The 26,401-nt window shown below is 67.6% G+C and carries 32 protein-coding genes, 1 tRNA gene and 1 other RNA gene; 16 read left to right on the plus strand and 18 right to left on the minus strand.

Translation table 11 applies throughout. From position 1 onward, the window contains the following. Positions 1-72 precede the first annotated feature (72 nt). Together ALSL_RS05495 and ALSL_RS05500 are read left to right on the plus strand one after the other, a co-directional pair. Positions 73-972 (plus strand): AEC family transporter, encoded by a 900-nt coding sequence (locus ALSL_RS05495; protein WP_126537200.1) that lies wholly within the window; start codon positions 73-75, stop codon positions 970-972. Between the two features lie 85 nt (positions 973-1,057). Next, positions 1,058-2,707, plus strand: coding sequence for a M28 family metallopeptidase (locus ALSL_RS05500; protein WP_126537202.1), 1,650 nt, complete (start codon positions 1,058-1,060; stop codon positions 2,705-2,707). 52 nt (positions 2,708-2,759) lie between these two features. Here the strand turns inward: ALSL_RS05500 and ALSL_RS05505 are convergent, their stop codons facing one another. Continuing rightward, positions 2,760-2,966: a hypothetical protein gene (locus ALSL_RS05505; protein WP_126537204.1), complete on the minus strand. Its 207-nt coding sequence runs from the start codon at positions 2,964-2,966 to the stop codon at positions 2,760-2,762. 126 nt (positions 2,967-3,092) lie between these two features. Next, complete coding sequence (locus ALSL_RS05510) at positions 3,093-4,154, minus strand: HDOD domain-containing protein (protein ID WP_126537206.1); 1,062 nt, start codon at positions 4,152-4,154, stop codon at positions 3,093-3,095. Positions 4,155-4,285: 131 nt separating this feature from the next. Here ALSL_RS05510 and ALSL_RS05515 point away from each other — a divergent pair, with 131 nt between their 5' ends. After that, entirely contained in the window at positions 4,286-5,275 is a 990-nt protein-coding gene (locus tag ALSL_RS05515) for an LLM class flavin-dependent oxidoreductase (protein ID WP_126537208.1), read from the plus strand. A gap of 10 nt (positions 5,276-5,285) precedes the next feature. On the opposite strand, the gene cfa is transcribed toward ALSL_RS05515, so the two are convergent. The 3 genes from cfa to crcB all read right to left on the minus strand — a co-directional run bounded on the left by cfa (position 5,286) and on the right by crcB (position 7,210). Next, positions 5,286-6,404, minus strand: coding sequence for a cyclopropane fatty acyl phospholipid synthase (gene cfa / locus ALSL_RS05520; protein ID WP_126537210.1), 1,119 nt, complete (start codon positions 6,402-6,404; stop codon positions 5,286-5,288). Between the two features lie 81 nt (positions 6,405-6,485). After that, positions 6,486-6,806 (minus strand): DUF190 domain-containing protein, encoded by a 321-nt coding sequence (locus ALSL_RS05525; RefSeq protein ID WP_126537212.1) that lies wholly within the window; start codon positions 6,804-6,806, stop codon positions 6,486-6,488. A 14-nt stretch (positions 6,807-6,820) separates the two neighbouring features. Then, a complete protein-coding gene (gene crcB / locus ALSL_RS05530; protein WP_126537214.1) occupies positions 6,821-7,210 on the minus strand; it encodes a fluoride efflux transporter CrcB in 390 nt (129 codons plus the stop codon). A gap of 126 nt (positions 7,211-7,336) precedes the next feature. On the opposite strand from crcB, the gene ALSL_RS05535 reads away from it, so the two are divergent. Next, positions 7,337-7,564 (plus strand): ChaB family protein, encoded by a 228-nt coding sequence (locus tag ALSL_RS05535; RefSeq protein WP_126537216.1) that lies wholly within the window; start codon positions 7,337-7,339, stop codon positions 7,562-7,564. Positions 7,565-7,575: 11 nt separating this feature from the next. Here ALSL_RS05535 and ALSL_RS05540 read toward each other — a convergent pair whose 3' ends face one another. Genes ALSL_RS05540 through ALSL_RS05560 form a run of 5 tightly spaced genes read right to left on the minus strand, consistent with a single transcriptional unit; the run spans position 7,576 to position 10,577 of the window. Continuing rightward, positions 7,576-8,046, minus strand: a complete 471-nt coding sequence (locus tag ALSL_RS05540; protein ID WP_126537218.1) for a hypothetical protein — start codon at positions 8,044-8,046, stop codon at positions 7,576-7,578. 25 nt (positions 8,047-8,071) lie between these two features. Beyond that, positions 8,072-8,347 (minus strand): cell division topological specificity factor MinE, encoded by a 276-nt coding sequence (gene minE, locus ALSL_RS05545; RefSeq protein WP_126537220.1) that lies wholly within the window; start codon positions 8,345-8,347, stop codon positions 8,072-8,074. Between the two features lie 5 nt (positions 8,348-8,352). Continuing rightward, positions 8,353-9,168, minus strand: coding sequence for a septum site-determining protein MinD (gene minD, locus ALSL_RS05550; RefSeq protein ID WP_126537222.1), 816 nt, complete (start codon positions 9,166-9,168; stop codon positions 8,353-8,355). A 45-nt stretch (positions 9,169-9,213) separates the two neighbouring features. After that, positions 9,214-9,972 carry a septum site-determining protein MinC gene (gene minC / locus ALSL_RS05555; RefSeq protein ID WP_126537224.1) on the minus strand — a complete coding sequence of 253 codons (759 nt, stop codon included), beginning with the start codon at positions 9,970-9,972 and terminating at the stop codon, positions 9,214-9,216. Beyond that, entirely contained in the window at positions 9,969-10,577 is a 609-nt protein-coding gene (locus tag ALSL_RS05560; protein WP_126537226.1) for a GNAT family N-acetyltransferase, read from the minus strand. The genes minC and ALSL_RS05560 overlap by 4 nt, the downstream gene beginning before the upstream one ends. 216 nt (positions 10,578-10,793) lie before the next feature. Between ALSL_RS05560 and ALSL_RS05565 the strand changes: the two genes are divergently transcribed. The 6 genes from ALSL_RS05565 (at position 10,794) to thpR (ending at position 15,968) form a co-directional block, all read left to right on the plus strand. Beyond that, positions 10,794-10,870 (plus strand) — tRNA-Arg (locus tag ALSL_RS05565). A gap of 151 nt (positions 10,871-11,021) precedes the next feature. Beyond that, complete coding sequence (gene rnk / locus ALSL_RS05570; RefSeq protein WP_126537228.1) at positions 11,022-11,426, plus strand: nucleoside diphosphate kinase regulator; 405 nt, start codon at positions 11,022-11,024, stop codon at positions 11,424-11,426. A 51-nt stretch (positions 11,427-11,477) separates the two neighbouring features. Next, entirely contained in the window at positions 11,478-13,883 is a 2,406-nt protein-coding gene (ligA, locus tag ALSL_RS05575; protein WP_126537230.1) for an NAD-dependent DNA ligase LigA, read from the plus strand. After that, the gene (epmA, locus tag ALSL_RS05580) at positions 13,880-14,833 is read left to right on the plus strand and encodes an EF-P lysine aminoacylase EpmA (protein WP_126537232.1); all 954 of its coding nucleotides are present in this window, start codon (positions 13,880-13,882) and stop codon (positions 14,831-14,833) included. The genes ligA and epmA overlap by 4 nt, the downstream gene beginning before the upstream one ends. 82 nt (positions 14,834-14,915) lie before the next feature. Then, positions 14,916-15,383, plus strand: coding sequence for a PepSY domain-containing protein (locus ALSL_RS05585; RefSeq protein WP_231700303.1), 468 nt, complete (start codon positions 14,916-14,918; stop codon positions 15,381-15,383). An 18-nt stretch (positions 15,384-15,401) separates the two neighbouring features. Further along, positions 15,402-15,968, plus strand: a complete 567-nt coding sequence (gene thpR, locus ALSL_RS05590) for an RNA 2',3'-cyclic phosphodiesterase (RefSeq protein WP_126537236.1) — start codon at positions 15,402-15,404, stop codon at positions 15,966-15,968. A gap of 214 nt (positions 15,969-16,182) precedes the next feature. Here the strand turns inward: thpR and ALSL_RS05595 are convergent, their stop codons facing one another. From ALSL_RS05595 to smpB, 5 genes are all read right to left on the minus strand, one after another. Further along, on the minus strand, positions 16,183-16,419 hold the full coding sequence (locus tag ALSL_RS05595) for a DUF6127 family protein (RefSeq protein ID WP_231700304.1): 237 nt from the start codon (positions 16,417-16,419) through the stop codon (positions 16,183-16,185). Positions 16,420-16,505: 86 nt separating this feature from the next. Further along, positions 16,506-17,009, minus strand: coding sequence for a GNAT family N-acetyltransferase (locus tag ALSL_RS05605; protein ID WP_126537238.1), 504 nt, complete (start codon positions 17,007-17,009; stop codon positions 16,506-16,508). Continuing rightward, complete coding sequence (locus tag ALSL_RS05610) at positions 17,006-17,284, minus strand: type II toxin-antitoxin system TacA family antitoxin (protein ID WP_126537240.1); 279 nt, start codon at positions 17,282-17,284, stop codon at positions 17,006-17,008. The genes ALSL_RS05605 and ALSL_RS05610 overlap by 4 nt, the downstream gene beginning before the upstream one ends. 438 nt (positions 17,285-17,722) lie before the next feature. Continuing rightward, positions 17,723-18,073: a transfer-messenger RNA gene (gene ssrA, locus ALSL_RS05615) on the minus strand. A 59-nt stretch (positions 18,074-18,132) separates the two neighbouring features. Further along, on the minus strand, positions 18,133-18,621 hold the full coding sequence (gene smpB / locus ALSL_RS05620) for an SsrA-binding protein SmpB (RefSeq protein WP_126537242.1): 489 nt from the start codon (positions 18,619-18,621) through the stop codon (positions 18,133-18,135). 62 nt (positions 18,622-18,683) lie between these two features. Here smpB and ALSL_RS05625 point away from each other — a divergent pair, with 62 nt between their 5' ends. Together ALSL_RS05625 and ALSL_RS05630 are read left to right on the plus strand one after the other, a co-directional pair. Beyond that, complete coding sequence (locus ALSL_RS05625) at positions 18,684-19,112, plus strand: type II toxin-antitoxin system RatA family toxin (protein WP_126537244.1); 429 nt, start codon at positions 18,684-18,686, stop codon at positions 19,110-19,112. Next, entirely contained in the window at positions 19,105-19,371 is a 267-nt protein-coding gene (locus ALSL_RS05630) for an RnfH family protein (RefSeq protein ID WP_126537246.1), read from the plus strand. The genes ALSL_RS05625 and ALSL_RS05630 overlap by 8 nt, the downstream gene beginning before the upstream one ends. 9 nt (positions 19,372-19,380) lie before the next feature. Here the strand turns inward: ALSL_RS05630 and ALSL_RS05635 are convergent, their stop codons facing one another. Continuing rightward, positions 19,381-19,833 carry an outer membrane protein assembly factor BamE gene (locus tag ALSL_RS05635; RefSeq protein WP_126537248.1) on the minus strand — a complete coding sequence of 151 codons (453 nt, stop codon included), beginning with the start codon at positions 19,831-19,833 and terminating at the stop codon, positions 19,381-19,383. A gap of 73 nt (positions 19,834-19,906) precedes the next feature. Between ALSL_RS05635 and fur the strand changes: the two genes are divergently transcribed. Then, the gene (fur, locus tag ALSL_RS05640) at positions 19,907-20,320 is read left to right on the plus strand and encodes a ferric iron uptake transcriptional regulator (RefSeq protein ID WP_126537250.1); all 414 of its coding nucleotides are present in this window, start codon (positions 19,907-19,909) and stop codon (positions 20,318-20,320) included. Between the two features lie 243 nt (positions 20,321-20,563). On the opposite strand, the gene ALSL_RS05645 is transcribed toward fur, so the two are convergent. Continuing rightward, a complete protein-coding gene (locus ALSL_RS05645) occupies positions 20,564-22,162 on the minus strand; it encodes an MASE1 domain-containing sensor histidine kinase (RefSeq protein WP_126537252.1) in 1,599 nt (532 codons plus the stop codon). Positions 22,163-22,216: 54 nt separating this feature from the next. Here ALSL_RS05645 and ALSL_RS05650 point away from each other — a divergent pair, with 54 nt between their 5' ends. Continuing rightward, complete coding sequence (locus ALSL_RS05650; RefSeq protein WP_126537254.1) at positions 22,217-22,855, plus strand: response regulator transcription factor; 639 nt, start codon at positions 22,217-22,219, stop codon at positions 22,853-22,855. A 9-nt stretch (positions 22,856-22,864) separates the two neighbouring features. Here ALSL_RS05650 and recN read toward each other — a convergent pair whose 3' ends face one another. Next, positions 22,865-24,541 carry a DNA repair protein RecN gene (gene recN / locus ALSL_RS05655; protein ID WP_126537256.1) on the minus strand — a complete coding sequence of 559 codons (1,677 nt, stop codon included), beginning with the start codon at positions 24,539-24,541 and terminating at the stop codon, positions 22,865-22,867. A 126-nt stretch (positions 24,542-24,667) separates the two neighbouring features. Here recN and hrcA point away from each other — a divergent pair, with 126 nt between their 5' ends. Together hrcA and grpE are read left to right on the plus strand one after the other, a co-directional pair. Further along, positions 24,668-25,729 carry a heat-inducible transcriptional repressor HrcA gene (gene hrcA, locus ALSL_RS05660; protein ID WP_126537258.1) on the plus strand — a complete coding sequence of 354 codons (1,062 nt, stop codon included), beginning with the start codon at positions 24,668-24,670 and terminating at the stop codon, positions 25,727-25,729. 85 nt (positions 25,730-25,814) lie between these two features. Continuing rightward, the gene (gene grpE, locus ALSL_RS05665) at positions 25,815-26,366 is read left to right on the plus strand and encodes a nucleotide exchange factor GrpE (RefSeq protein ID WP_126537260.1); all 552 of its coding nucleotides are present in this window, start codon (positions 25,815-25,817) and stop codon (positions 26,364-26,366) included. The last annotated feature ends 35 nt before the right edge of the window (positions 26,367-26,401 follow it).

The raw sequence follows: 26,401 nt of genomic DNA on the forward strand, positions 1-26,401 counted from the left end.
TGCCTGGCGAGGCAGCCGTTTGCTGGAAGATGGAATCGTAGACGCCGACCGCGGGACACCTTCAGGCCTTTCATGACCGCTCTCCTGCTGCTCCTGGTCTGCCTCGCGCTCGGCATGCTGATCCGCCGCCATGCCAAGCCGCCGCACGGCATCGTGCACAGCCTCAACTGGTGGGTGATCAACATCGCGCTGCCGGCGCTGGTGCTCGAGCTCATCCCGGGCATCCGTTTCGACCCGGCGCTGTGGTTTCCCATCCTCGCCATGTGGGTGGTGTTTTTCGGCGCCTGGCTGGTGTTCGGCCTGCTCGGGCCGCGGCTTCGCTGGTCGCGGCAGCGGACCGGGGCACTGATCCTGGTCTGCGGCCTCGGCAACACGTCGTTCATGGGCTATCCGCTGCTGCAGGCCTTGCACGGCAAGGAAGGCCTGGCGCTGGCCGTGGTTGCCGATCAGCTCGGCTGTTTTCCGCTGCTGGCCTCGCTCGGCATCATCGTGGCATCGCTGTATGCCGGACGCGATCTGAAGACCGGGCAGATCGTGCGCCGGATCCTGCTGTTTCCGGCTTTTCTCGCCCTCCTGGTCGGCGCGCTGGCCGGCATGCTCGGCGGCTGGCCCGACTGGGTGACCGGCGTGCTGGCGCCGATCGGCAGCACCTTGACGCCACTCGCCCTGTTCTCGATCGGGCTGCAGTTCCAGCTCCGCCCCGGTCACCGCCCCTGGCTTGCCGCCGCCCTGGGCCTGGGTTGGAAGCTCGCCATCGCGCCGATGCTGGTGTGGCTGCTCGGCCGCGCTGTCGGTGTCCACGATCTCGTGCTCACGGTCGGCGTGCTGCAGGCGGGCATGGCACCGATGGCCTCGGCGGCGATCCTGGCCGACGAATACGGGCTGGAACCGGCCTTGAGCAATACCGTGCTGGGCATCGGCATCCTGCTTTCCTTGCTGACGGTGCCGCTGTTCGACCACCTCCTCGTCTGACCTCGGCCGCTTGGCAGGGGCGTTGGACGCCATGGCGCCTGGTTGTCTACCATCGCTGTTCCACCGCAGCATTTTTGGGGACGGCATGAAAAAAACACTGGCAGGCATACTCGGGCTCTGGTTCGCGGCCACCGCGGCCATCGCGGCCACGGCGTTCGATCCGGAACGGCTCAGCGACGAAGTCAAGACGCTTGCTTCCGACGCTTTCGAAGGCCGCGGGCCGGCCACGCCGGGTGAGCAGCGCACCGTCGATTACGTCATCGCCCAGTTCAAGGCGGCCGGGCTCGAACCCGGCGGCGAACGGGTGAACGGCCAGCGCGGCTGGACGCAGGCCGTGCCCTTGTTGCGCAGCGAGATCGTCGGTTCACCGCAGCTTGGCCTGACCCTCGGCAACGCCATCCGTCCGCTGCAGCAGGGCGAGGAGATCGCCGTGCGCGCCGCCTTGAACGGCGCCCGCCGCATCGACATCGATAAGGCACCGCTGGTATTCGTGGGCTACGGGGTCAAGGCGCCGGAGCGGCACTGGGACGATTTCAAGGGCACCGATCTCAAGGGCAAGATCGCGCTGGTGCTGGTCAACGATCCCGATTACGAGACCGGTCAGGGCGACTTCGGCGGCAAGGCGATGACCTACTACGGCCGCTGGACCTACAAGTACGAAGAGGCGGCGCGCCAGGGAGCGCTCGGCGTACTGGTGGTGCACGAGACCGCACCGGCTTCCTACGGCTGGGCCACGGTCAAGAATTCCAACACCAATGCCCAGTTCGACATCGTGCGCGAACACCCGGCCGCGGCGCACACGGCGCTCGAAGGCTGGATCCAGCGCGATCTCATGCTCGCCCTGTGCCGGCAGGCGGGGCTCGATTTCGAGGCGCTCAAGCAGGCGGCGCAGCGGCGCGATTTCCGTCCGGTGACGCTCGCGGGTGCTTCCCTCTCGGCGCATTATGCGGTGGATGCGAAGCTCATCACTTCACGCAACGTGGTCGGCCTCCTCCCCGGGCGCAGCCGGCCGGATGAGACCGTGATCTACAGCGCGCACTGGGATCATCTGGGTATCGGCCTGCCGGACGCGAAGGGCGATCGCATCTACAACGGTGCGGTGGACAACGCCACCGGCACGGCGGCACTCATCGAACTGGCGCGGGCTTTCGCGCAGGGGCCGCGGCCGGAGCGTTCGGTGGTCTTTCTCAACGTCACGGCCGAGGAGAAGGGCTTGCTCGGCTCGGAGTATTACGCCACGCATCCACTCTATCCGCTGGCCAAGACGGTGGGCGTGATCAACATGGATGCGCTCGATCCGCATGGACCCGCACGTAATTTCTCCATCTCGGGCACCGCCCGGCTGGATCTCCTGGATGACCTGATCACCGTGGCCGGCAAGCACGGCATGAGCTATGCGCCCGATCCGCATCCGGAAGCGGGCAGCTTCTTCCGTTCCGACCATTTCCCCTTCGCCAAGCAGGGCGTGCCGGCCATTTCCTACGAATCGGGCGATGACTGGGTGGATGGCGGCGTGGCTGCCGGTGAGGCGGCCCACAAGGCCTATGTCCAGCTGCATTATCACCAGCCCTCGGACGAATGGCAGCAGGACTGGCCTTTCACCGGCATGGCGCATGACCTGCCCATCCTGCAGGAACTGGGCCTGCAACTGGCCAACGGTCATGCGTGGCCGAACTGGGCCGCCGATGCGGAGTTTCGCGCCATCCGCGACGCCAGCGCGGATGAACGCCGTTGATGCTCTCCCGGCTGCGACCGGTGGTTCCGCCGGTCGCAGCCAGTAGCAGCTTTTAGTGCGTGCTGCCCGCAGAGGACGGATTGGCCGTCGGGGCAGTGCTCGAAGGCGCGGGAGTGGAAGGCGAAGTGCTGGGCGCCGAAGAGGTGGCGGACGAGGCGGCTCCCGACGACTGGTCGCCCTCGTTGTTCTTGTCGTGGCTGCAGGCGGCAAGGGCCAGCGTGGTGGCGAGCATCAAACCCAGGATCAGTACGCGTTTCATGCAGATTCCTCCCAAATGAGGTGAGTCCGATATGGATTCCACCTCGCGCCATGTTGCCTGCAGCTTCCTGAAGGTCTTGTCAGGGGGATATGAAAGGCGCGTCGTCGCGACGTCCATGCTGTCCGGCTATGGCTTGATGCCCTGGCCATGGAATTGGCGGGCCAGGTCCTGCCGGCAGCGCAGGATGACCGCCGGGCCAAAGACCTCCGGCCAGGGAGCCTCGATCTCGGTGTCGGGGTCGATCAGGCCGCGTTCGGACAAGACCTGTCCCATCGCCAGCAGGTCCGCCGCGCACAGGGCGAGTCCCAGCGGCGAGGCGGGGGGCTGTTGCGAGGCCCGGCAGCGTTCGTCCAGGGCGCCCGTGACGGTTGCGGGAAGTTCCCAGTATTCGGCGGCACGCAGGGAAACGGCGGCGCCGAGCTGCATGCACGCGGCGAGGAAGGCATCCGAATAGGGTGCCAGACTGGGCGGCGCCTCCTGGTCCAGCAGGCGGACGACCGCGCCGGTTCCGGCATTGCAGGTCATGCCGGCGAGATAAGCCTCGAACGGCTCGCAGCCCACCTGACGGCCCAGCCAGGCACTGGCGTGCGCGCAGCGGTCGGCATGGTCCCAGAGTCGTTGGCCCGCCAGATGCGCATGCATGCCGGCACTGGCCTGCAGGATCGGCCGCATGACGTGTTGCGTCGCCACCCGGCGCAGCCCTTCCTGGCCGAGCAGGACGACGGCATGGCGCAGGCTGTGGATCGGCTGCGCGGTCCGATAGTGGGCGCTGCCGGCGATCCGCAGCACCTCGCCGACCAGGACGGGATCGCGCCCGATCAGCGTCGCCAATTGCGAGCCGGCACTGTCGTCGCTACGCAGCATGCGCAGGAGTTGCGGCAGGATGCTGGGCAAGCGCGGCAGGCTGCGTGCATCGAAGCGCGCGGTGATGGTTTCCAGGCGTCGCAGGGTGGCCTGTTCGGCTTCACTGGGTGCTGTCTGTGCGGCCGGGGGAAGGTCGAGCACATAGCGGTGGAAACGGGCCGCCAGGGCCTCCTGCGTCAGCGTCGGCACGGGTTCTCCGGGCGCCGCCTCGGGCGGGGTTTCCGGGGAAGGCGCGCGCTGCAGGACCGCCGGCCGCGGCCGTGCCTCCGGAGGCGTGCCCGTGCGGCCGGTCAGCCACTGCCAGAAACCCCGTCCCAGAGCCATGAGCATCCCCGTGCATGCGTTGCGACCGGATTATCGGCCACGGACGGGCCAAACTGTAGGTTCGAGCCTTGCGCCGCTTCCGCACGACCCCATCTCACGCACAACGCTTCAAGCGGTGGCTTTAAAAAATCATGACCGTACTTTCCGTGCTCGATCTTGCGCCCGTCGCCGAGGGCAGCGAGGTCACCGATACCTTCCGCAACATGCGCGATCTCGCGCAATGGTGCGAGCAGCTCGGCTATCACCGTTATTGGCTGGCCGAACACCACAACATGCCGGGCATCGCCAGCAGCGCGACGGCGGTGCTGATCGGCTACGTCGCCGCTCACACTTCGCGCATCCGGGTCGGTGCCGGCGGCATCATGCTGCCCAACCACGCGCCGTTGCAGGTCGCCGAGCAGTTCGGCACGCTGGCCTGTCTCTATCCTGGCCGCATCGATCTGGGTCTGGGGCGTGCGCCGGGCACCGACCAGGCCACCGCGCGGGCGCTGCGCCGCTATTTCGACAGCGCCGATGCCTTCCCGCAGGACGTGCTCGAGCTTCTGCAGTATTTCGAGCCGGCCAAGCCCGGCCAGCCGGTGCGTGCCGTGCCCGGTGCGGGTGTCCAGGTGCCGGTGTGGCTGCTGGGGTCGAGCCTGTTCAGCGCCCAGCTCGCGGCCCGGCTCGGCCTGCCGTTCGCGTTTGCCTCGCATTTCGCCCCCGCCTTGCTGGAAGAGGCGCTGGCGCTCTATCACCGCGATTTCCGGCCCTCGCCGCGTCTGGCCGCGCCCTACGCCATGGCCGGGCTCAACGTGGTCGCCGCGGAAACCGACGAGGAGGCGCGCCGCTTGTTCACCAGCCATCAGCAGAGTTTCGTCAACCTGCGCCGTGGCCGGCCCGGCAAGCTGCCGCCGCCGATCGACGACATCGAAAGCTACTGGACGCCGGTGGAGAAGGCCGGTCTCGAACAGGCGCTTGCCTGCGCGCTGGTCGGCAATGCCGAGACGGTCGCCGAGGGGCTGGATGCCTTCATCGCCAAATACCGCCCCGATGAGTTGATCGTCGTATCGAACATCTACGATCACGGCCTGCGCAAGCGCTCCTACGAGATCCTGGCCCAGGTCCGTGACCGCATGCCTTAAGGGCGGGTTTTCAACGCGGCGCGCGATAGCCGCCGGGCACGCCGTGCGGGCTCAAGGTGAGCTGCCAGAGCTGGTCGCGGCGGCTGCGGAACACGGCCGCCGAGACGCACAGGTAATAGCGCCACATGCGCCGGAACCGTTCATCGTAACGCGCGGCCAGGCGCGGCCAGGCGGCCTCGAAATTGGCCAGCCAAGCGCCTAGCGTCGGATCGTAATCGGCGCCGAAGTTGTGCCAGTCCTCGACCACGAACAGACCTTCCAGCGCCGAAGCGACCTGGCTTGCCGCCGGGATCATCGAGTTGGGGAAGATGTATTTCTCGATCCACGGGTCGGGCCGCGCGCCGGCCTCGTTGGTGCCAATGCTGTGCAGCAGGAACAGGCCGCCCGGGTCCAGACAGCGGCGCGCCCTCTCGAAATAGGTGCGGTAGTTGCGGCTGCCGACGTGCTCGAACATGCCGATCGAGAAGATCGCATCGAAACGCTCGTCGACCTCGCGGTAATCCTGCAGGCGGATCTCGATCGGCCATCCCGCGCACAGCTCGCGGGCGAACTCGGCCTGCTCCTTCGACACGGTGACGCCGACGCCATTGATGCCGTAGCGTTCGGCGGCGAACTTCAGCGCCTCGCCCCAGCCACAGCCGATGTCGAGCACGCGCATGCCCGGCTTCAGCCGCAGCTTGCGGCAGACCAGGTCGAGCTTGGCCTCCTGTGCGTCGTCGAGGGTGGTGGCCTGGGCCCAGTAGCCGCACGAATACACCAGCCGCTTGCCGAGCATGGCCTGGAACAGGTCGTTGCCGAGGTCGTAATGCACCTTGGCCACCTCGAAGGCATGCTCGCCGCGCTGCAGGTTGATGAAGCGCGCCTTCAGGTGCGCCAGCAGGGTGTCGAGCGTGTGCAGCGCCTGGTCCAGATGCGCGGCCAGCAGGCGGGTGAACATGCCGGTCAGGTCCGCGCAATCCCACCAACCGTCCATGTACGCCTCGCCCAGGCCCAGCGAGCCGTGCGCGAACACGCGCGCAAAGAGGCGCTCGTCATGGACGATGAGATCATGGGGCGCCTCGCCGCCGATGCGGATGCCGGCCTGGTCGAGCAGGCCTTGCGCCTTGGTGCGCAGTGAATCGAGGTTCATGAGACTCCGTCGTCGCGTCGATCCCGCGCGATCCTAGCAAGAGCGGCCATGGTTCCGGCGTGTCCGCGTCGCCCGCGCGCCTCAAGCCTGGCCGGACACGCCGAACTCGACCGGGAGGCGTGCCCAGAACAGCGGCACGCGCGCAGCCTGCACCCATGCGAGCAGCGCCTGCGTCTCCTCCTGGGGGGCGATGAACTCGACCAGCACGGTCGCCTCGCCGGCCAGCTCGAAGAAATGCGCCTCATGCAGCTGGCCGTGCCGGCCATAGCCGGCGATGGCCCGGAATGCGCAGCCGCCGTGGATGCCGCGTTGCCTGGCCTGCTCCAGCAGCCATTCGTACAGCAGCATGCCGGCATGCCGCTGGTTCTCATGCATGTAAAAGCGCAGCGAATAGCCTTGCATGGATAAGACTCCGTTTAGCGCAGGAAGGCGCGCACGATGCCGATGCCGGCCAACGTCATCGCCAGGCTGCCGAGCAGATGCATGCCGATGATCGCCACGGTCCAGACATATTGCTGGCGCAGCAGCAGCGTCACGGTCTCCGCCGAGAAGGTGGAGAAGGTGGTCAACCCACCCAGGAAGCCGGTGGTGAAGAACAGCCTCGCCAGCGGCGGCAGCGATTCGTAATGAGCGAAGGCGCCCAGAGCCAGCCCCATCAGCAGGCCGCCCAGAAGGTTGGCGGCCAAGGTGCCGAGCGGCACGGTGGGGAAGACCGGATTCAGCAGCAAGCCGAGCAGCCAGCGCAGCACCGCGCCGAGAAAGGCACCGGTGCCGACGGCGAGCAGGCTGGCGACATCCACGCGCATCGGTCGTATTCCCTGGCGATAATCCAAAGCGCCCGGCATGGGCCGAGCTCGGCGAGGCTCATGCTAGCAAGCCGTCGCTCGGCAGGCTGCGAAGATCAAGGCCTCATCCCACGTTGGAGTCGTGTCATGCCCTATGCCCGCATCGCCGATCTGCCCGAGAGCGTGCGCCGCCATCTGCCGCCGCATGCGCAGGAAATCTATCTGAAGGCGTTCAATCACGCCTGGGAAACCTATGCCGATCCGGCCAAGCGTCGCGGCGGCGCCTCGCGCGAGGAGGTCGCGCATCGCGTGGCCTGGGCCGCGGTGGAGCATGTCTACCAGAAGGATCCGGACGGGCACTGGCGCCGCCGCTGAGGCCATGGCGCTCAGGGCAGGCCGCGTGCGGCGAGGAAGGCCCGGGCTTCGGCGGCATCGTCCAGAAACCAGGCCCGCGCCGACCCGAGCCTGAAGGTGTAACCCCAGGCATCCATGTCGGCCATCAGGCGCTCGCCGCCGACGCCGGGCAGGGCATCGGCGAGCAGGATCTGCAGGCAGCAGGCGGCGTCTTCTTCCTCGATGGAATCGGTGGCGTCCGTATGCACGGACGCACGCCGTTCGGGCGGCAGTACCAGCAGGTGACAGGCCTCGTGCAGCAAAGAATGCACCGGCGTGTCGGCGCGGGCATAAACGCAGGTGCCGATGATCCCGGCTTCCGCTTCGCCCCAGTAACTGCCCGGAATGGATTCGCCGTCGGGCACCCGGACCAGGGTGAGCCCGTAGCGGGCGAGCAGGGCGGCAGGCGCCTTAAAGCCGAGGTCGGCCAGGCGCAGCACCGCGGGTGAGACGCGATCGTTCATCCGATGCCCGGCGGCGGAAGCCTTCTCAAGGAACCGCTGTCGGCCCCGGCTTGCCTTCCGGCAGCGCGACCGAGAGCTCCAGCACTTCGTGGCCGCTGTCGCGTTCGACGTTGATGCTGATCGCCTCGATGTCGACGTTGACGTACTTGCGGATCACCTCGAGCAGCTCGTTGCGCAGCAGCGGCAGATAGTCGGGCGCGCCGCGGGTGGAGCGCTCCTGCGCGACGATGATGCGCAGACGCTCCTTGGCCACGGCGGCGCTCGGTTCGGGTCGGCGCTTCAGGAAGTCGAGTATGCCCATGGCCGTCAGCCTCCGAAGACGCGCTGGAAGAAGCCTTTCTTGGGGACCTCGAGAAAGCGCAGCGGACGCTCCTCGCCGAGCAGGCGGGCGACGGTGTCGCGGTAGGCCTGGCCGGCATTGGAGTTCTCGTCCAGGATCACCGGCACGCCGGCGTTGGAGGCGGCCAGCACGTTCTCCGATTCGGGGATCACGCCGACCACCGGCAGGCCGAGGATTTCCTCCACGTCCTTGATGCTCAGCATCTCGCCGGCGGCCACCCGCGCGGGGTTGTAGCGGGTCAGCAGCAGGTGCTGGGCCACCGTGCCCTCGCCACGCTCGGCACGTCGCGTCTTGCTGGCGAGCAGGCCGAGAATGCGATCCGAGTCGCGCACCGAGGAGACTTCCGGGTTCACCACCACCACGGCGCGATGGGCGAAATACATGGCCAGGTGCGCACCTTTCTCGATGCCGGCCGGAGAGTCGCAGACCACGTAGTCGAACCCTTCGCGATCGAGCTCGTCCAGGACTTTCTCGACCCCTTCGGGGGTCAGGGCGTCCTTGTCGCGGGTCTGACTGGCGGCGAGCACGAACAGGTTCTCGATGCGCTTGTCCTTGATCAGCGCCTGCTTGAGCGCGGCCTCGCCGTGGATCACGTTGACGAAGTCGTACACCACCCGCCGCTCGCAGCCCATGATGAGGTCGAGGTTGCGCAGGCCGACGTCGAAGTCGATCACGGCGACCTTCTTGCTGGCCATGGCCAGGCCGGTGGCCAGCGAGGCGCTGGTGGTGGTCTTGCCGACGCCGCCCTTGCCGGACGTGACAACGATGATTTCTGCAGTCAAGAGCTTGCTCTCCGAAGTTGACGATGGCTGCGCAAGGCCGGTTTTTCAGAGCCGGGTGAGCAGCAGTTTTTCCCCATCCAGCCGGCATTGCACGGCATGGCCCGCAAGATCCTCGGGGATCTGCTCGAACACGCGGTAATGGCCGGCGATGGCCACCAGCTCCGCGCGGAAATCGCTGACATGGATGCGTGCGGCAGTATCGCCCTGGGCGCCGGCCATGGCGCGCCCGCGCAGGCTGCCGTAGACGTGGATGGAGCCGTCGGCGATGATCTCGGCGCCATTGGCCACGGCGCCGACCACGACCAGGTCGCGGTCACGGGCATAGATCTGCTGGCCCGAGCGCACCGTGCCGTCGTGATACTGCGCGCCCAGGCCGGCTTCCATGACCGACGGGGCAGGCGGCGCCGGCGCGGGTGCCGCCGGTGCCTGGGCGGGTGTGTTGTCGTCCCGGTGCGGCTGGGCCGGCTCGTAGGCGGCGCGGAACTTGGCGATCAACGGCAGGCCCATGCGCCGCGCCAGCGCCTCGGTGGCGCTGGTGCCGTAGGCCAGGCCCACCGGTAGCATGCCGGCGCTGCGGACCGCTTCGAGCAGCGCGTCCACGGTGCCCTCGTCGGGCAGGTCCAGGAAGTGGGAAAGGTCCAGCACCACCGCGGCACGTGCGAACAGCTGCGGCGCCGCGCGCACGCGCCGCTCCAGTTCTTCGTACAGGGCGGCGGCGTCGGCCCGTCGCACGCGCACGCTGGCGATGCCGACCTGGCCGAAGCGCAGGTCGCATACCTCGCCGGTTTCGGGTCTGGCGTTCATGAATGGGTCTCTCCCACCGATGGTCCGCTGTGGGCGGGACGCTGCCGTTCGGCCAGCCAGGGCTCGGCGGGCAGGCCGCCATGGTCGAGATAGGTTTCGCGCACGTAGGCGAAGCTCGGCAGTTCCTTGGCCAGCAGGCTCACCAGCGGGCCGGCCGCGGGCATGCGCTGCTGACCGACCTCCTGAAAGCCGTAAGTGCCGTGGAACAGCAGCACCACGTCGTCGCGCGGCTCCAGAAAGACTTCGCAGGTGAGCAAGGGTACGCGCACCTCGGCGAAGCTGGTCACGTCGCAATAGAACACGCGTCCCAGGCCGTGCCGGCGATAGGCGTTGGCGATGACGATGCGGTCGATATAGACGAACGAAGGGTAATGCGTGGCGAACCAGCGGTAGTTGCTGCTGGCGTAATCGCTGCCCTCGCGCAGGGCGATCAGAAAGCCGGCGAGCTGGCCGTCGATCTCGGCCACACGGAAATAGTCGGCGCAGTCGTAGAAATAGCGCAGCCGCTCGGCGTCCAGTGCCAGGATGGAACGGCCGGCGGTATTGTTCAGCGCCAGGACGGCATCCAGGTCGTGCTCGCGCACGTCGCGGATGGCTAGGGCCATTCGTTGCTCCGCATCAGGGGTGGGGCCGGCCGGCTGGCGGCTGTCGCGGGCCATTATGGCATGCGTGCGCGGCCCATGCAGACCCGCCGGCAGGGCTGGGTTCGCCTCCGTGCTCTTTGCGTCTGCCGGAGCTGGGTGGCACAGGATGGGCGCGTTTGGCCGCTCGGTCTTTCGCTTTCCGCGACGCGACCGCTTATCCTTTGCAGGATCGGTCGCGGGGCTGTAGCTCAGCTGGATAGAGCGGTCGCCTCCTAAGCGACAGGTCGTGGGTTCGAATCCCGCCAGTCCCACCACCCGCATCGATCACCACCATCCGCCATGCCGCCCAAGGCATCTTCGCACCGCCCGGCGTGCCGAGGCCGAACTTCTCCCCTCGGCAGGCCGGCCGTTCTTGCGTCTGCCATGCGCTATCGCGTGGTCGCATGGCTTTCGAGGAGTCCGTTCATGTCGTTACCGCCCATCATCCTGTCCCGGCTTGACCTCGAGCGCATCGAAGCCTGTCTGGACCAATTGCCTGCCGCCGAGGCGCAGCAACACGCCGCACTACGGGCCGAACTCGATCGCGCCGACGTGCGCGAGCCGCAGGAGATGCCGCCCGACGTGGTCACCATGCATTCGCGGGTCTGTTTCGAGGATGCCCAGGGTGACCGGCAGGTGGTCGAGCTGGTCTACCCTTCCGCCGCCGGCGCGCCGGGGACGGTGTCGATCCTGGCTCCCGTCGGTAGCGCTTTGCTCGGCCTGCGGATCGGCCAGTCGATCGATTGGCCCATGCCCGGCGGGCACCGGCGGCGGCTCCAAGTGGTGGCCATCGAATGGCAGCCCGAGGCGGCCGGAGCGTGGCATCGCTGAAGGCCGGTCGCTGGAGAGCTCGGCGCAGTGCACGCGGTTTACACTCGCGGGATGAGCCGCACCTCCCCGAATGCCGCCGTGCCTGACGAGATCGCCGCGCGCGCCGCCGCATTGCGCGCGCGTATCGAGGATGCCAACTACCGCTACTACGTGCTCGACGATCCGGACATCCCCGACGCCGAGTACGACCGCCTGATGCGCGAATTGCAGGCGCTGGAGGCCGAATACCCGGCGCTGGCTACCCCCGACTCGCCCACGCGTACGGTCGGCGCGCGCGTGCAGGGCGGTTTTGCCGAGGTGCATCACGCCATTCCGATGCTCTCGCTGAACAACGCTTTCGAGCAGCCTGGCGAGGACGACCGCACGCGTTTTCGCGAGGTGGCCGAGTTCGTGCAGCGGATCGAACAGACGCTCGACCGGCGCGATCCGGTGTTCTCCGTGGAACCCAAGCTCGACGGTCTGGCGATCAGCCTGCGTTACGAGGACGGCGTGTTCGTGCTCGGCGCCACGCGCGGCGACGGCACCACCGGCGAGGACGTCACCGCCAACCTGCGCACGGTGCGCTCGATCCCGCTCAGATTGCGCGGGGATTGCCGTCCGCGCGTGCTCGAGGTGCGCGGCGAGGTGGTCATGCTGCGCAAGGATTTCGAGGCCTTCAATGCCTACGCGCTGCGTCACGGCGAGAAGACGCTGGCCAATCCGCGCAACGGCGCGGCCGGCTCGTTGCGTCAGCTCGACCCGGCGGTCACCGCGCGGCGCAAGCTCAGCTTCTACGCCTATGGCATCGGCGAAGTGGCGGGTTGGACGTTGCCGCCGACCCATTCGGCCACCTTGATGAAGCTGCGAGAGTTCGGCTTTCCGGTGCCGGCGGAAGTCGACCTGGCGCGTGGTTTCGAAGGGCTCATCGCCTATTACCGGCGCATCGGCGCCAAACGCGACAGCCTGCCGTACGACATCGACGGCGTGGTCTACAAGCTCGACGACTATGCCGGCCAGCAGGCGATGGGATTCGTCGCGCGCGCGCCGCGCTGGGCGTTGGCGCACAAGTTTCCGGCCGAGGAACAGATGACCACGGTGGAGGCGATCGAGATCCAGATCGGCCGCACCGGCGCCGCCACGCCGGTGGCGCGGCTCAAACCCGTGCAGGTGGCCGGGGTCACCGTCACCAATGCCACCTTGCACAACGCCGACCAGGTCGCGCGGCTGGACGTGCGGGTGGGCGATACCGTGATCGTGCGCCGCGCCGGCGACGTAATCCCCGAGGTGGTGCGCGTGGTGACCGAGCGCCGGCCGCCGCAGGCCAGGCCGTGGCACATGCCCACGCACTGCCCGGTCTGTGGCTCCACGCTGCTGCGCAAGGAAGGCGAGGCGGCTTGGCGCTGCACCGGCGGCCTCGTGTGTGCGGCCCAGCGCAAGGAGGCCCTGCTGCACTTCGCCTCGCGTCGGGCGATGGACATCGAGGGCCTGGGCGAACGCCTGGTCGATGCCCTGGTCGATCTCGGCTACGTGCGCACGCCGGCGGACCTCTATCGGCTGAAGCTGGGCGACCTGCTGGAAATGAAGCGCCGTCTCGACGAGCGGCAGGGCACCACGCCGGAGACGGTCAGGCAGGGCAGGGTGGCGAGCAAGTGGGCGGAGAACCTGCTCGATGCGATCGCGGCAAGCAAGCGCACCACGCTGGCGCGCTTTCTGTACGCGCTCGGCATCATGCACATCGGCGAAAGCACGGCCAAGACCTTGGCCACCTGGTTGGGCCGGCTGGCCTTCGTGCGCAGCATGCCGGCGCCGGTGCTGCGGGTGCTGCCCGACATCGGCGAGGAAGTGGCCGCCTCCATCGCCGGTTTCTTCGCCCAGCGCGGCAACCAGCAGGTGGTCGATGCGCTGCTCGAGGCCGGCATCGAGCTTGCCGACGAGCATGCCCCCGATCCGCGACTGCGCGAGCGGCTGGATCTGGGCGTCCTGCTCGACGCCGAGCGCATTCCCAAGCTCGGCTCGCGCAGCACGAGGCAACTGGTCAGGCATTTCTCCACGCTGGAGGCCTTGCTCGCGGCCGGTGAAAGCGGCTGGGTCGCTGCCGGCCTGTCGGCGTCTGCGGCCTATGCCCTGGCCCGTCATCTGGAGCATCCCCGTGCCCTGGCGCGCCTGCGCGCGGCGGAGGAGGCCATGCACACTCTGCTCGACGCGATCCCGGCGGCCGCGAAAGCCGTGCAGGCGCCGCTCGCCGGCCAGACCGTGGTGCTCACCGGCACGCTGGCCTCGCTCACTCGCGAGGAAGCCAAGGACCGGCTGGAAGCGCTTGGCGCCAAGGTCGCCGGCTCGGTGTCGAAGAAGACCAGCTTCGTGGTCGCCGGCGAGGAGGCCGGTTCCAAGCTCGACAAGGCGCGCGAGCTCGGCGTGCCGGTCTGGGACGAGGCGCGTCTGCTCGCGCTGCTTGCCGAACACGGCCAAGGTCGGTGAGCGCCCAGACCTTCGCCGCGCTGCGCCTGCGTGCGCGGCTGTATGCGTTGATCCGCGAGTTCTTTGCCGCGCGCGGCGTGCTGGAAGTGGAAACCCCGATCCTCTCCGCCGCCGCCAACACCGATCCGAATATCGAAAGCTTCGTCACCCGTTTCAGCGGCCACGCCGATGCCGGCGAGCGCGAGCGCTGGCTGCGCACCTCGCCGGAGTTTCCCTTGAAGCGCCTGCTCGCCGCGGGGCTCGGCGACTGTTACGAGCTCGGCCGGGTGTTCCGCGACGGCGAGTCAGGCAAACGCCACAACCCGGAATTCACGCTGCTTGAGTGGTATCGCGTCGGCTGGGACCACCGGCGGCTGGCCGGGGAAACCGTTGACCTGGTGCAGGCTGCGCTCGCCCTGGTCGGTCGACGGGCCGAGGTGCGCACGATGACTTATCGCGCGCTGTTCCTGGAAAACCTGGGGCTCGACCCGCTGACCGCGGACATCGACACGCTGGCCGCGCCGCTGCGCGACCGGATCGATCCGCGCGGGCTCGAACGCGACGACTGGCTCGATCTGCTGCTCACCCATCGACTGCAGCCGGCCTTCCCGTACGATCGCCTCACCGTGATCTGCGACTATCCGGCCGGCCAGTGCGCCCTCGCGCGCCTTCGCCCCGACACGCCGCCGGTGGCCGAGCGTTTCGAGGTCTATCTCGGCCCGCAGGAGCTGGCCAACGGCTACCACGAACTCAATGACGCCGCCGAACAGCGCCTGCGTTTCGAACGCGACAACGCGCGCCGTCGTGCGCGTGGACAACGCGCGATGCCGATCGACGAACGTCTGCTCGCCGTGCTGGACGCGCTGCCCGACAGCGCCGGCGTGGCGCTCGGCGTGGATCGCCTGCTGATGGGCATGCTGGGTACCGACGCCATCGCCGACGTGCTCGCCTTTCCATTTGCCGAAGCCTGAAGCTCATTGCGCGTCGGCGCGCGGCTTGTCCGCGCGTTCGTTCACTTGGTAGAGTGGCCGGATTCAATCGAGAATAATTCGCATGCGCATCCGAGTGCTGGCGTTCGCCCGACTGCTGCATCTGTATCTCGGCGTCTTCAGTGCGCCGATGTTGCTTTTTTTCGCCATCACCGGCGGACTGCAGACGTACGACCTGCACATGCCGGCCAAGGATGGCGGCTATCAACCGCCGGCCTGGCTGGCCAGTCTGGGCATGCTGCACAAGAAACAATTCCTCGCCGCGCCGCGGCGGCCACCCTCCGAGGCCAAGCCGGCGTCGGGGGAGGGCGACCGGCAGGCTGCGGCATCCCGTCCCCGTACCGAGGCGAGAACGCCCCCGGCCCGCGTGCTATGGCCGATGAAGCTCTTCTTCGCGCTGATCTCTTTCGCGCTCGCGTTGTCCGTCGCGACCGGTGTCTACCTCGCCTATCGCTACACGCGCCGGCCGTGGCGCGTCAGTGCGATCGTGCTGGCCGGCATCGTCGTGCCGGTACTGCTCGCCTGTCTGTGAGGCCATCGGTCGGCCACGATGAGCCTGCGCCTGTTCATCGCCCTGTGGCCGTCGCCGTCGGTGCGTCGGTCCGTGGCCGATACGACGGCCTGGCTGCGCGGACGGCACCAGCTTCCCCCGGCACGCTGGGTGGATGCCGTGCGCTATCACGCCACGCTGGTCTTCCTCGGCAACTTTGCCCGTCCTGCACCGGCGATCGTCGAGGCGGCGACTGCTGCTCTCGCTGCCGTCGAGCTGTCGCCGTTCGTGTGGACGCTGGACCTTGCGACGAGTTTCCCCGCCCCACGCCCGCCCTGGGTACTCACCGGCCGTCCGCCGCCAGCGTTGCCGGCCTTGCGCCAAAGCCTGTGGCAGATCTTGCGGGACAGCGCAGGGCTGCCGATGCCGATGCGGCCGTTCGTGCCGCATCTGACCATCGCCTATGGCCGACGGGAACGACTGCCGACGCTGCCGGTACCTGCCGTGCACTGGCAGGTCGACACGCTGGTGTTGGCGGCGAGCCAGCCGGATCGGCGCGACTACGTCCACCTGGCGGAGGCCGGCTGTCAGGCTAGAAACGCCACGTGGGTTACGAGCCCTCGATAACCCGGACCATCTCGCCATCTCGCCTGGGCATTCGTCGCACTTGCCCACCAGCGGCAAGTCGCTGGGGCCGATCGGGCGCGTCCCGTCAGCGGAAGCCGAAGCGGCTTACATCGGCAACAAGCCGGTCAGGCCTAGGCGGCTGACTCAAACCAAACGGCCTCCAAGAAAGTCGGGGCGGTTCAGTGTCTCGATCATTGCGGGCCTCCCATCAGCTTCAACTTGATGGCGGCCTCACCAGCAGCGCGGCCAGGATGCCGGTGGTCTGCCAGACCCTGCGGCGGGCCTCGCGGCAGGCTTCGAGCAGGTCGCGCAGTTCGCCGATGTTACGCGCGGCGTGGCCGTTTTCCAGGCCAAGGTGGGGCAGCAGGCGCTCGGCTCCGCGTTCGGCGGCACGGTAGAGCAGTTCGTCGAACTCCTCGCGGCGCAAGAGCAGCAGGGTCTCGACGAGCACAGGTTGTTGTTCGGCTTGGCGGTTGATCCGCCGGCGCTGTGGGATGAGCAGCGCGAAAGAGTCGGTCTCTGAGGCGAAGATGCACCTCAGCTCAACATGCCCTTGAGATCCTTGAGCATCAGGAACAGATGGTACGGGTCAGTCGGGCTGGGCTCGAATTCCCACCATTCGTACCACTGCCGCGCCGCATCGTCCTTGGCATGGACCAGCAGGCAGCGAATGCCGGCGATGTCGGCGGCCTGTGCGGTGCGCAGCAGCGCATCCTTGAGCAAGGCCTGGCCCAGACCTTTGCGCTGATGCGCCTTGTCCACCGCGAGCCGGGCCAGGATCATGACCGGTACCGGGTGACGCGCCAGCCCCTTCATCACTCTTGCCGGCGCGGCCTCCGGATCGACACTGCCGACGGCGAGGCTGTAGAAGCCGACCACCACGTCGCTCTGGCAGCAGACGTAGGTCTGCGCGCTGTTGGCTTTCTGGTTGACGAGCGCGTAGCGCTGCAGGAACTGGTTCAGCGCGGCCTGGCCGCAGTCGAACGCATCGACCTGATCCGTCGCCGCCAGCTTTCGAACGGGTGAGTAGCCATTGCTCAACCCAGCACCCCAGGTTCACGCAGCAACTTTTTCAGGCGCGGCTTGGCTTTTACCGGCCGATCCAGCGCTTCCTGGAACGCCTGCCACTGCGCCTCGTCGAGCACGAACTGGCGACGATCCGCCAGCGTCTGCGCGGCTGCCGTCACGCCTGCGTCGAGCAGGAACTCGCTGACGTTCTTGTGGCAGGCGCGCGCGGCCTCCTGCAGCAGCTGCTTGACCGGCGTACTGGCACGAACGTCGATGCGTTCGGTTTTTGGAAGATTCAGGGTGCTCATGGTGCCCCTCCGGACTGATCTTGAATGCCCTTATTGTACTTGTCCGGACGTTGTCGTGACAAATGATCTCTGCTGTCAGCCATCCAGGTGCATCCCATCCGTGTTGCAATGTGCCGGTAGAACTCGACAGCTACCGACAAAACGCAACCACAGCGTTTCCTTCGCCACCCGATGCTGCAATCCAAGCGCTCGATTCGACCGCGCGTAACTCTTTGATCTGTATGGCGCTGCCTTATGGCCTTTGCGGACTTCGGGCCAGTTTCAGGGAGCGAGGTCGGAGCGAGGAATGACCAGGAGAGAGTGGAATGTGGCCCGGAACGGGCCGAGACGCCGACCGGCGAAGTCCGCAGGCTTCCGCAGGAACCCCCAACAACACGCGGGAACCGGCGCGATCAGACAAGAAAAAACCCCAACCGAGAACGGTTGGGGTTTCATTATTGGTGGAGGTGGGCGGAGTCGAACCGCCGTCCGAAGGCGCTTGACGCCCGGTCCTACATGCTTAGCACGCCGTTGGATCTCGTCTTCGGCAGCACGACGTGCGAAGCGCGCCGGAAGACCAGCCTGCTTGATTTGACCCGATGTCGACAGGCGGCGGCATCGGGCGATCCCGTGATGATGACCCTACATCCACACGCACGGGCACGCGTGGGTTCGGGGCTAGGCCTTAAGCGGCCAGAGCGTAGACGTCGTCGTTGGCGTCTGTTTTTTGCCGCTGGATTTACGAGGAAAGCTGCCCCCTCGGCATGCACCGGACCATCTCACTACCCCCGTCGAAGCCATGACACCCCCGGGGAAACGATGGAACCAGACAAGGCACTATATGCGGCATCGATAGCCAAGTTCAAGGCTCAGGCTGCGCGATTGTGCGCTCGCAATGTGCGTTGCTTCTCGCGCTGCCAGTCGCGTTCTTTCTCGCTCTCGCGCTTGTCATGGGCTTGCTTGCCGCGCGCCAGACCGATCTCGACCTTGACCTTGTTGCCCTTCCAGTACATGGCGATGGGAATCAGGGTGTATCCCTTGCGCTCGACGGCGCCGATCAACTGATCGATCTCCTCGCGATGCAACAGCAGCTTGCGGGTGCGGCGGTCGTCGGCGACGACGTGGGTGGATGCGCTGATCAGCGGTGGGATCGAGGCACCGAAGAGGTAGATCTCGCCCTTGCTGACGATGGCGTAGCTGTCGCCGAAGTTGATCCGTCCGGCCCGCAGGGCTTTGACTTCCCAGCCCTGGAGCGCGATGCCCGCCTCGTAGCGCCGGTCGATGTGGTACTCGTGCCGGGCGCGCTTGTTGAGCGCGATGGTGCCACCTGCGCCGGCTTTGTCCTTCGCTTTCGCCATGTCGTTACACTAGCCGCTGCTGTCGCGTCCGAAGCGGTCGCGATGAGATCGATGGAGGAGACGTGATCGAGATCCGTCGCAGCGCGCTGGTGGGTTATTCGGCGGCGCAGATGTTCGACCTGGTCAATGACGTTGAAGCATATCCGAAGCGTTTTGCCTGGTGTGCCGCCGCAAAAATCCTGGAGGCGCAGGGCGATATGCAGGTCGTGCGGCTCGATCTCAAGTTCGCGGGGCTGCGTCAGAGCTTCACCACGCGCAATCGTGCCGAGCGCCCGCTGCGGCTGCACATGCAACTGGTGCGTGGTCCTTTCAGCCATCTCGAGGGGCTGTGGGCGTTCCAGCCGCTCGGTGAGGATGGCTGCAAGGTCTCTCTGGCGCTGGACTTTGAATACACGGGGCTCGGTGCCAGCGCGCTGCGGTTGGGCTTTCAGGCCTTGGCCAACCGCATGGTGGATGATTTCAGCAAGGCGGCCCGGCAAGTCTATGGCTGAGGCGCAGCTCACCATCGAGGTCGTTTTCGCCGGTCCGCAGATCCAGCAGAAAAAAAGTTTGCTGGTCCCGGCCGGAACCACCGCGGTCGAGGCGATCGCCCTGGCGGGGTGGCGTGACCTTGCGATGCCCTGGCGGGTAGGCATCCATGCCCGACCGGTCGCTCCCGATCATCGGCTTGCCGACGGCGATCGGCTGGAAATCTACCGGCCGCTCATGTGCGACCCGCGCGAAGCACGCCGCCGGCGCGCCGCACGTTAGCCGCTCGCCTTACGGCTTGTCGGTGCCCTGGCCGCCGTCACTGCCGCTGCTGCCGCCGCCGGAGGTGCTCTTGTCGCCCTGGGTTTCCTCGACCGGGTAGGTCGCGCGGTATTTCTCGCTGGCCTTGAGCAGCTGCTCGGCATCGGGCGCGAAGAAATCACCCTCGGTGCGGGCAAGCGTGTCGTTGTTGAAGGTCAGCTTGAAGCTGCGGATGGTGATCGGTCCGCCGCGGTGCTGCTGGGTGGAAACGTAGTTCCAGTGATCCTGATCGAACGGCGAGACCACGGAAGGCGAGCCCAAGAGCACGAGCACCTGCCGCTTGGTCATGCCCGGCTTGAGCTGGTCGACCGCCTTTTTGTCCAGCAGGTTGCCCTGATGGATGTCCGGGACATAGACCAGATGACAGCCCGCCAGCGCCATGGCGAGCAGGGCAGGGCCAAGCGTGCGAAGCGACTTGTGCATACGGCATGCATCCCGGATCCTCAACGGCCGGATGATACACTAGCCGCCGATGTCGGCGTCGCGGGGAAACGCAATGGAACAGGAATCGCGCGAATTGCGTCGGGTCGGCCTCAAGGTGACCCACCCGCGCATGCGCATCCTGCAGCTCTTCGAGGAAGATGGCGAGCGTCATTTCACGGCCGAAGACATCTACAAGCGGCTCCTGGCGGACCAGGAAGACATCGGCCTTGCCACCGTCTACCGGGTGCTGACCCAGTTCGAGGCGGCCGGCATCCTGATCAAGCACAATTTCGAGGGCGGCCAGGCCGTCTACGAGCTGGACCGCGGTCGTCACCATGACCACATGATCGACGTCGACACCGGCAAGGTGATCGAGTTCGTCAGCGAGGAGATCGAACGCCTGCAGCGGGAGATCGCGGCCAAGCACGGTTACGTGCTCGAGGACCACAGCCTGGTCCTCTACGTACGGGCCAAGCGTCCGAAATAGCGGACAGAAAAAAGCCGCGGGTGGACTCCTGTCCTCCCACGGCTGGCCGGTTGCACGTTGCCTGAAACGCGAATTGCTCGCCGTGTTCGAGGCTTCCTGCGACCGGTGGAACGGCTCCTGCCATTCCCTTCAGGACCCGCCGTCCCCACGGCTGTCCTGACGCATCACCTCGCGGTGATGGCTCCCCCACATCGATGACACAATGCTAACGGGCCTTTCACGTCGCCGGTATCGGAAAAATTCCTAGTCCCGGCCCCTTTGCCATGACGGGGGTGGCTGTCCCACCAGAAGGATGCGCAGATGGGTGCCGGCGCTCTCGCGGCGCACCGTAAATAGGCCGCCCAAGGCCAGGACGCGGTCGCGCATCCCTTGCAGGCCCCGGCCGCCGCGAGGCAGGGGCTCGGGCAGGCCCACGCCGTCATCGCGAATGTCGAGCAGGGCGAGCACGGCGCCATGGCGCCGACCTATGCGCAGCCTGAAGCGAAAAGAGCCGGCGCCGGCATGACGGACTGCATTGGTCGCGCTTTCCTGGACCAGCCGATAGATGGTGTTGCCGGTTTCCTCGTCCAGCAGACGGGCGTCGCCGTGCAGCTGGCAGGTGTACTGCATGCCCGCGGCGTGCAGGAGTTCGCGGATCGGCCCTTCCTCGAGGGCGCGGAACAGGCCGAACTCGTCGAGCACGGCGGGCCGCAGATCGTCCATCACCCGATGCAGCACGCGGCGCATGTGCACCAGGATGGCGTGGATCGAGGTGCCCAGATCGTCGATGCCGGCGCTGCGCAGGCGACCTTCGACGAGCTTGAGCCGGGTCTGGATGGCGGCGATGTTCTGGCCGAATTCGTCGTGCAGTTCGGCCGCCAGATGGCGGCGCAGGTTTTCCTCGCTCTGCAGGTTGCCGCGCGCGGCCTGGCGCAGTTGGCGGGTCAGCCGGTCCAGCCGGCGATTGGCGGCTTCCAGGCGCCGGTTCTGCTCGGCCAGGCGTACGCTGGTGCGGCGCAAGGCATCGCAGGCCGAGCCCAGCATCAGCGCGCCGGTGCCGGCAATGGCGAGAAACAGGTGGCTGAAGGTCTCCACCGGCCGGCCCAGGCTGTGGTCGACCGTCGCCAGCGTCAGGCTGGTGATCGACAGCGCCAGGCTGGCGCCGCGCCATCCGTGCCTGAAGGCGAAGAACAGCACCGGGGCGAGGGCGAGCACGCGGGCCAGCTGCGGCTGCGGGGCGCCGTGTCTTGCCAGCATGAGCAGGAGGGCGATGGTCGGCAGCATGACCAGCATGCCGTCCATGAGCAGCGCGGCCAGTGCGCGCGGACTGGGGCGTGCGCGGGCCAGCATGACCACCAGCGGCGCCACCAGCAAGGTGCCGACGTAATGGTCGAGCATCTGCTGGCCGAGCCAGTTCCAGATCATGTCTGAGACGGCGACCTGGTGGATCAGCGACAAGGTGGTCGCTTCCACGGCGGCGGTCGCCGCGATCGCCAGCACGATCGACAAGAAAAGGCGCGTGGTGTCTTCCGGCGTGCGCAGGCTGGCCCGCAGGCTCGCGCGACGCAGGATGGCGAGCACCGCGGCGACAGTCAGCGGCACCGGCAGATCGCCGGCCAGGAAGGTCAGCCAGTCCCATCCTCGATGGACAGTGTGAAGATCGACCAGCGCCGTGGCGACCAGCTCGCCCCCGAGCAGCCAGGGCCATTGCCGCAGCGGCGTGACCAGCAGCACCGCGAAGCGCAGCCCGAACGGCAGCATCCAGCGGAACCGCTCGGCGGGCCCGAGGGCAAACCACAACAGGGCATAGACCGCGCCCGACAGGGGGCCTTCAAGGCGCGAGGGCGGGCTTTTCGCGGACATGCCGGAATGGTACATGTGGACTTGCGGCTTCCCGGACGGCGGATTTTTCAGACCATGTGCAGCATTGTTCTGGTCGATGACCATGCGATCGTGCGCGAGGGCTTCAAGCGGCTCATCGAGCAGGAGGCGGATTTCGTCGTCGTGGCCGAATGCCGCTGCGCGGAAGAGGCTGTCGAGGCGATCGGCCAGCATCGGCCGGACCTGGTCGCGCTGGATCTTTCCCTGCCCGACGGCAGCGGGCTGCCGCTGCTCGAGCACCTGCGCAGCGTGGCGCCGGCCACCCGCATCGTGGTGCTCAGCATGCATGACAGCGAGCCCTACGTGACCGAGGCGCTGCGCCGTGGCGCGAGCGGTTACGTCACCAAGGGCACGGCGCCGGAGGAACTCATCGCCGGTCTGCGGGCGGTGATGGACGGGACGTGTTTCTTGAGTTCGGACCTGCGCCAGCGCCGTGCGGCCCGGCCGGCCGCGGCGCTGGATCCGCTGGCGCGACTCACCGCTCGCGAGCGCGAGGTGTTCCTGCTGCTGGCCGCCGGACGGACGCCCAAGCAGGCGGCCGCCGAGCTCGGCGTCGGCCAGAAAACGGTCTACATCCATCGCGCCAGCCTGATGGGCAAGCTCGGTGCGGGTTCGGAGCTGGATCTCTACCGGCTGGCGGTCGAACGCGGGCTGCTGCCGCGCCCGCCGGGGTGAGCGTTTTTTTCAATCTGCCTGGGCGCGCTCGAGCATCTGCCGGGCATGGGCACGTGTCTCGGCGGTGATTTCGAGCCCGCCCAGCATGCGCGCGAGTTCTTCCGCGCGCCCGGCCTCGTCGAGGCGGGTGATCACGGTGCGGGTCTGGCCGCCGACGTTTTCCTTGCTCACCTTGAGATGGGTGTGGCCCTGCGCCGCGACCTGGGGCAGATGCGTCACGCACAGCACCTGGCGTCGACTACCGAGCGCGCGCAGCTTCTGGCCCACCACTTCGGCGACGGCGCCGCCGATGCCGCTGTCGACCTCGTCGAACACCATGGTGCCGACGCTGTCCTTGCCGAGCGTGGCGACCTCGATGGCCAGGCTGATCCGGGCGAGCTCGCCGCCGGAGGCGACCTTGCGCAGGGGGCGCGGCGGCTGGCCGGGGTTGGCGCTGACCAGAAACTCGCAGCGTTCGCGCCCCAGCAGATCCAGCGACGTGTCCTCGCCATGCGTCTCGAGCATCACCTCGAAGCGGCCGCCGGGCATGCCGAGCTCGGCCATCAGCGCACTGACGTCGGCGGCCAGGCGTGCGGCCGCGGCCCGTCGCGAGGCGCCGAGCTCGGCGGCGGCGAGGGCGTAGTCGCGGCGCAGGCGATCGCGCTCGGCCAGGCGCGCATCGAGCCCGGCGAGCGCCTGTTCCAGCGCCTCGAGCTCGGTGCGCAGTTCATTGGCGCGCTCGCCAAGTTCATCGACCGGACGCCGATGCCGGCGGGCCAGTTCATGCAGACGGGCGAGATGTTCCTCGGCCTCGGCGAGGCGGGCGGGGTCGAGGTCGACCTCGTCGAGATAACGGCGCAGGGCATCGGCGGCCTCGTCCACCGCGATCGCGGCGCCGTCGATGAGTTCGCGCCAGGGTTCGAGCCGCGCATCGAGCGCGACCAGTCGCGTAAGTTCGCCCTGGGCGCGGGCCAGCGTGCGACGCAGGGCGAGTTCGCCCTCGCCGTCGAGCAGCTCACCGAGATGGGCGATACCCTCGGCAAGGCGGCCGGCATTGGCCAGCCGTCGCTGCCGGGCCTCGAGCTCGGCCAGCGCGTCGGGCGCCAGCGCCCAGCGTTCGAGCTCGGTGAGCTCGTGGCGGCGCAGGGCCAGATGGGATGCGTGATCTTCCTCGCCCTGGAGCGCACGGATCTGCGTCTCCAGCGCACGGCCTTCCTGGGCCAGCCGGCGCACGCGCTGCACGAGTTCCGCATGCCCGGCATAGGCATCGAGCAGGGCAAGCTGATGGCTCCGCGAGAGCAGGGCCTGGTGCTCGTGTTGGCCGTGGATCTCGATCAGCCGCCCGGCCAGTTCGCCGAGCTGGGCCAGACTGGCCGGGCGGCCGTTGATCCAGGCCCGCGAGCTGCCCTCGCTGCGGATCACTCGGCGCAGCCGGCAGGTCTCGTCCTCGTCCAGGGCTTCCTGCCGCAGCCACTCGCGCGCCTCGGGCAGGGCGGAGAGATCGAACTCGGCGGCAAGCTCCGCCCGTTCGCAGCCGGCACGCACCATGCCGCTGTCGGCGCGCGCGCCGGAGAGCAGCAGCAGGGCATCCACCAGCAGCGACTTGCCGGCGCCGGTCTCGCCGCTGACCACGGTCATGCCGGGGCCGAAGCCGATCTCGGCTTCCTCGACGACGGCGAAGTGGCGGACATAGAGCGAGGTGAGCATGGTCTCGCGACGGCATGGAAAGGCTGCGATTGTACGGGAGCCATCCGCCGGCGGCGGGGCGCGGGTGCCTTGCAAAGCGCGTCGCCAGACCTTATTCCTTGGCGCACTTTCCAGGATATGCCGACCATGCCCGATTTCACCGGTCATAGTCTCGATGCCCGGGCGCGACGCCTGTTGCGCACGCTCATCGCGCAATACTTGGCCGACGGCGAGCCGGTCGGCTCGCGTACGCTTGCGCGTTCGTCGGGGCTGGAGGTCAGCCCGGCGACCATCCGCAACATCATGGCGGACCTGGAGGAGGCCGGCCTGGTCGCTTCACCGCACACCTCGGCCGGACGGGTGCCGACGCCGCGTGGGCTGCGCCTGTTCGTCGACAGCCTGATCGAACTGCAGCCGCTGCCCGAGGAGGAGATGGCGCGGCTCAAACGCGAGCTGCCGCCGCCACCGGCCACCGTGCGCGACCTGCTCGGCAATGCCTCCTCGCTGCTGTCCGCGGTCACCCATTTCGCCGGCGTGGTGACCCTGCCGCGCCAGGCCGATTTCCCGTTGCGGCACATCGATTTCGTGCCGCTGGGGGAGGCGCGGGTGCTGGTGATCCTGGTGTTCTCCGACAACCAGGTGCAGAACCGCATCGTGCAGTTGCCGCATGCCGCGGATGCGCGCGAACTCGAGCAGGCCGCCAACTACATCAATATGCATCTGGCCGGTCTGCGCCTGGACGACATCCGTGCCCATTTGCTGCGCGAGCTGCGTGAGGCCGGCAGTGAACTCAACCGCCTGCTGGCCAATGCGATGGAACTGGCCGCCGCCTCGTTCGCGCCGCAGGGACAGGGCGAGGACGTGCTGGTCAGCGGACAGACCAACCTCATGGCTTACGCCGAGCTGGCCGACCTCGAGCGGTTGCGCGAATTGTTCGAGGCATTCCAGAAGAAGAACGAGCTGTTGCAGCTCATGGACGTCTGCGCCAAGGCGCCGGGCGTGCGGCTGTTCATCGGCGAGGAATCGGGCTTTGCCGCGCTGGACGGGTGCAGCGTGGTCACGGCCAGCTATGGCGCCCAGGGCCGGCTGCTCGGCGCGATCGGGGTGATCGGCCCCACCCGCATGGCCTACGAGCGCGTGATCCCGGTGGTGCAGGCCACCGCCGGCCTGCTCAGCGATGCCTTGAATCGGGCCGCGACGGCCCAATAACCGGGCCGGCACTTCATTCGTCATCAGTTTTGCCGATCGGTCCTGCGCACAGGCGGGCCGGTGGGTTCGTCCATGGAGAACACGCATGCAGACCAATGAACCGCAGACGCCACCCTCCAGCCAAAACGCCTCCAGCCAGCCTGCCGGGCAGGAGGCCAAGGCCTTGGCGGCCGAGCTCGAGCAGCTGCGGGCGCGGCTGGCCGAACTGGAGGCGAGCAATGCCGAATTGCGCGAAACCGTGCTGCGCGAAAAGGCCGAACTGGAAAACCAGCGACGTCGGTTGCACCGTGACCTGGAACAGGCGCGACGCTTCGCCAACGAGAAGCTACTGGGCGACCTGCTGCCGGTCTACGACAATCTGGAGCGCGGTCTGGCCGCCGAGGGCAGCGACATCGCCGCCCTGCGCGAGGGCATCGAGCTCACCCTGAAGGCCATGCTCAAGGTCGCCGAGAGCCATGGGCTGCGCCCGATCGACCCGCTCGGCGAACCGCTCGATCCGGAAAAACACCACGCGGTGAGCATGGTCGAGGCGCCCGATCAGAAGCCGGGTACGGTCGTCAACGTGCTGCAGAAGGGGTACGTGCTCAACGACCGGCTGGTGCGTCCGGCGCTGGTCGCGGTGGCCAAGGAGCCGTAACCGGCCGCCAAGGGCCAGAAAAAGGCGCCGATCGG

This window comes from Aerosticca soli (genome assembly GCF_003967035.1).
Classification (GTDB): Bacteria; Pseudomonadota; Gammaproteobacteria; order Xanthomonadales; family Rhodanobacteraceae; genus Aerosticca; species Aerosticca soli.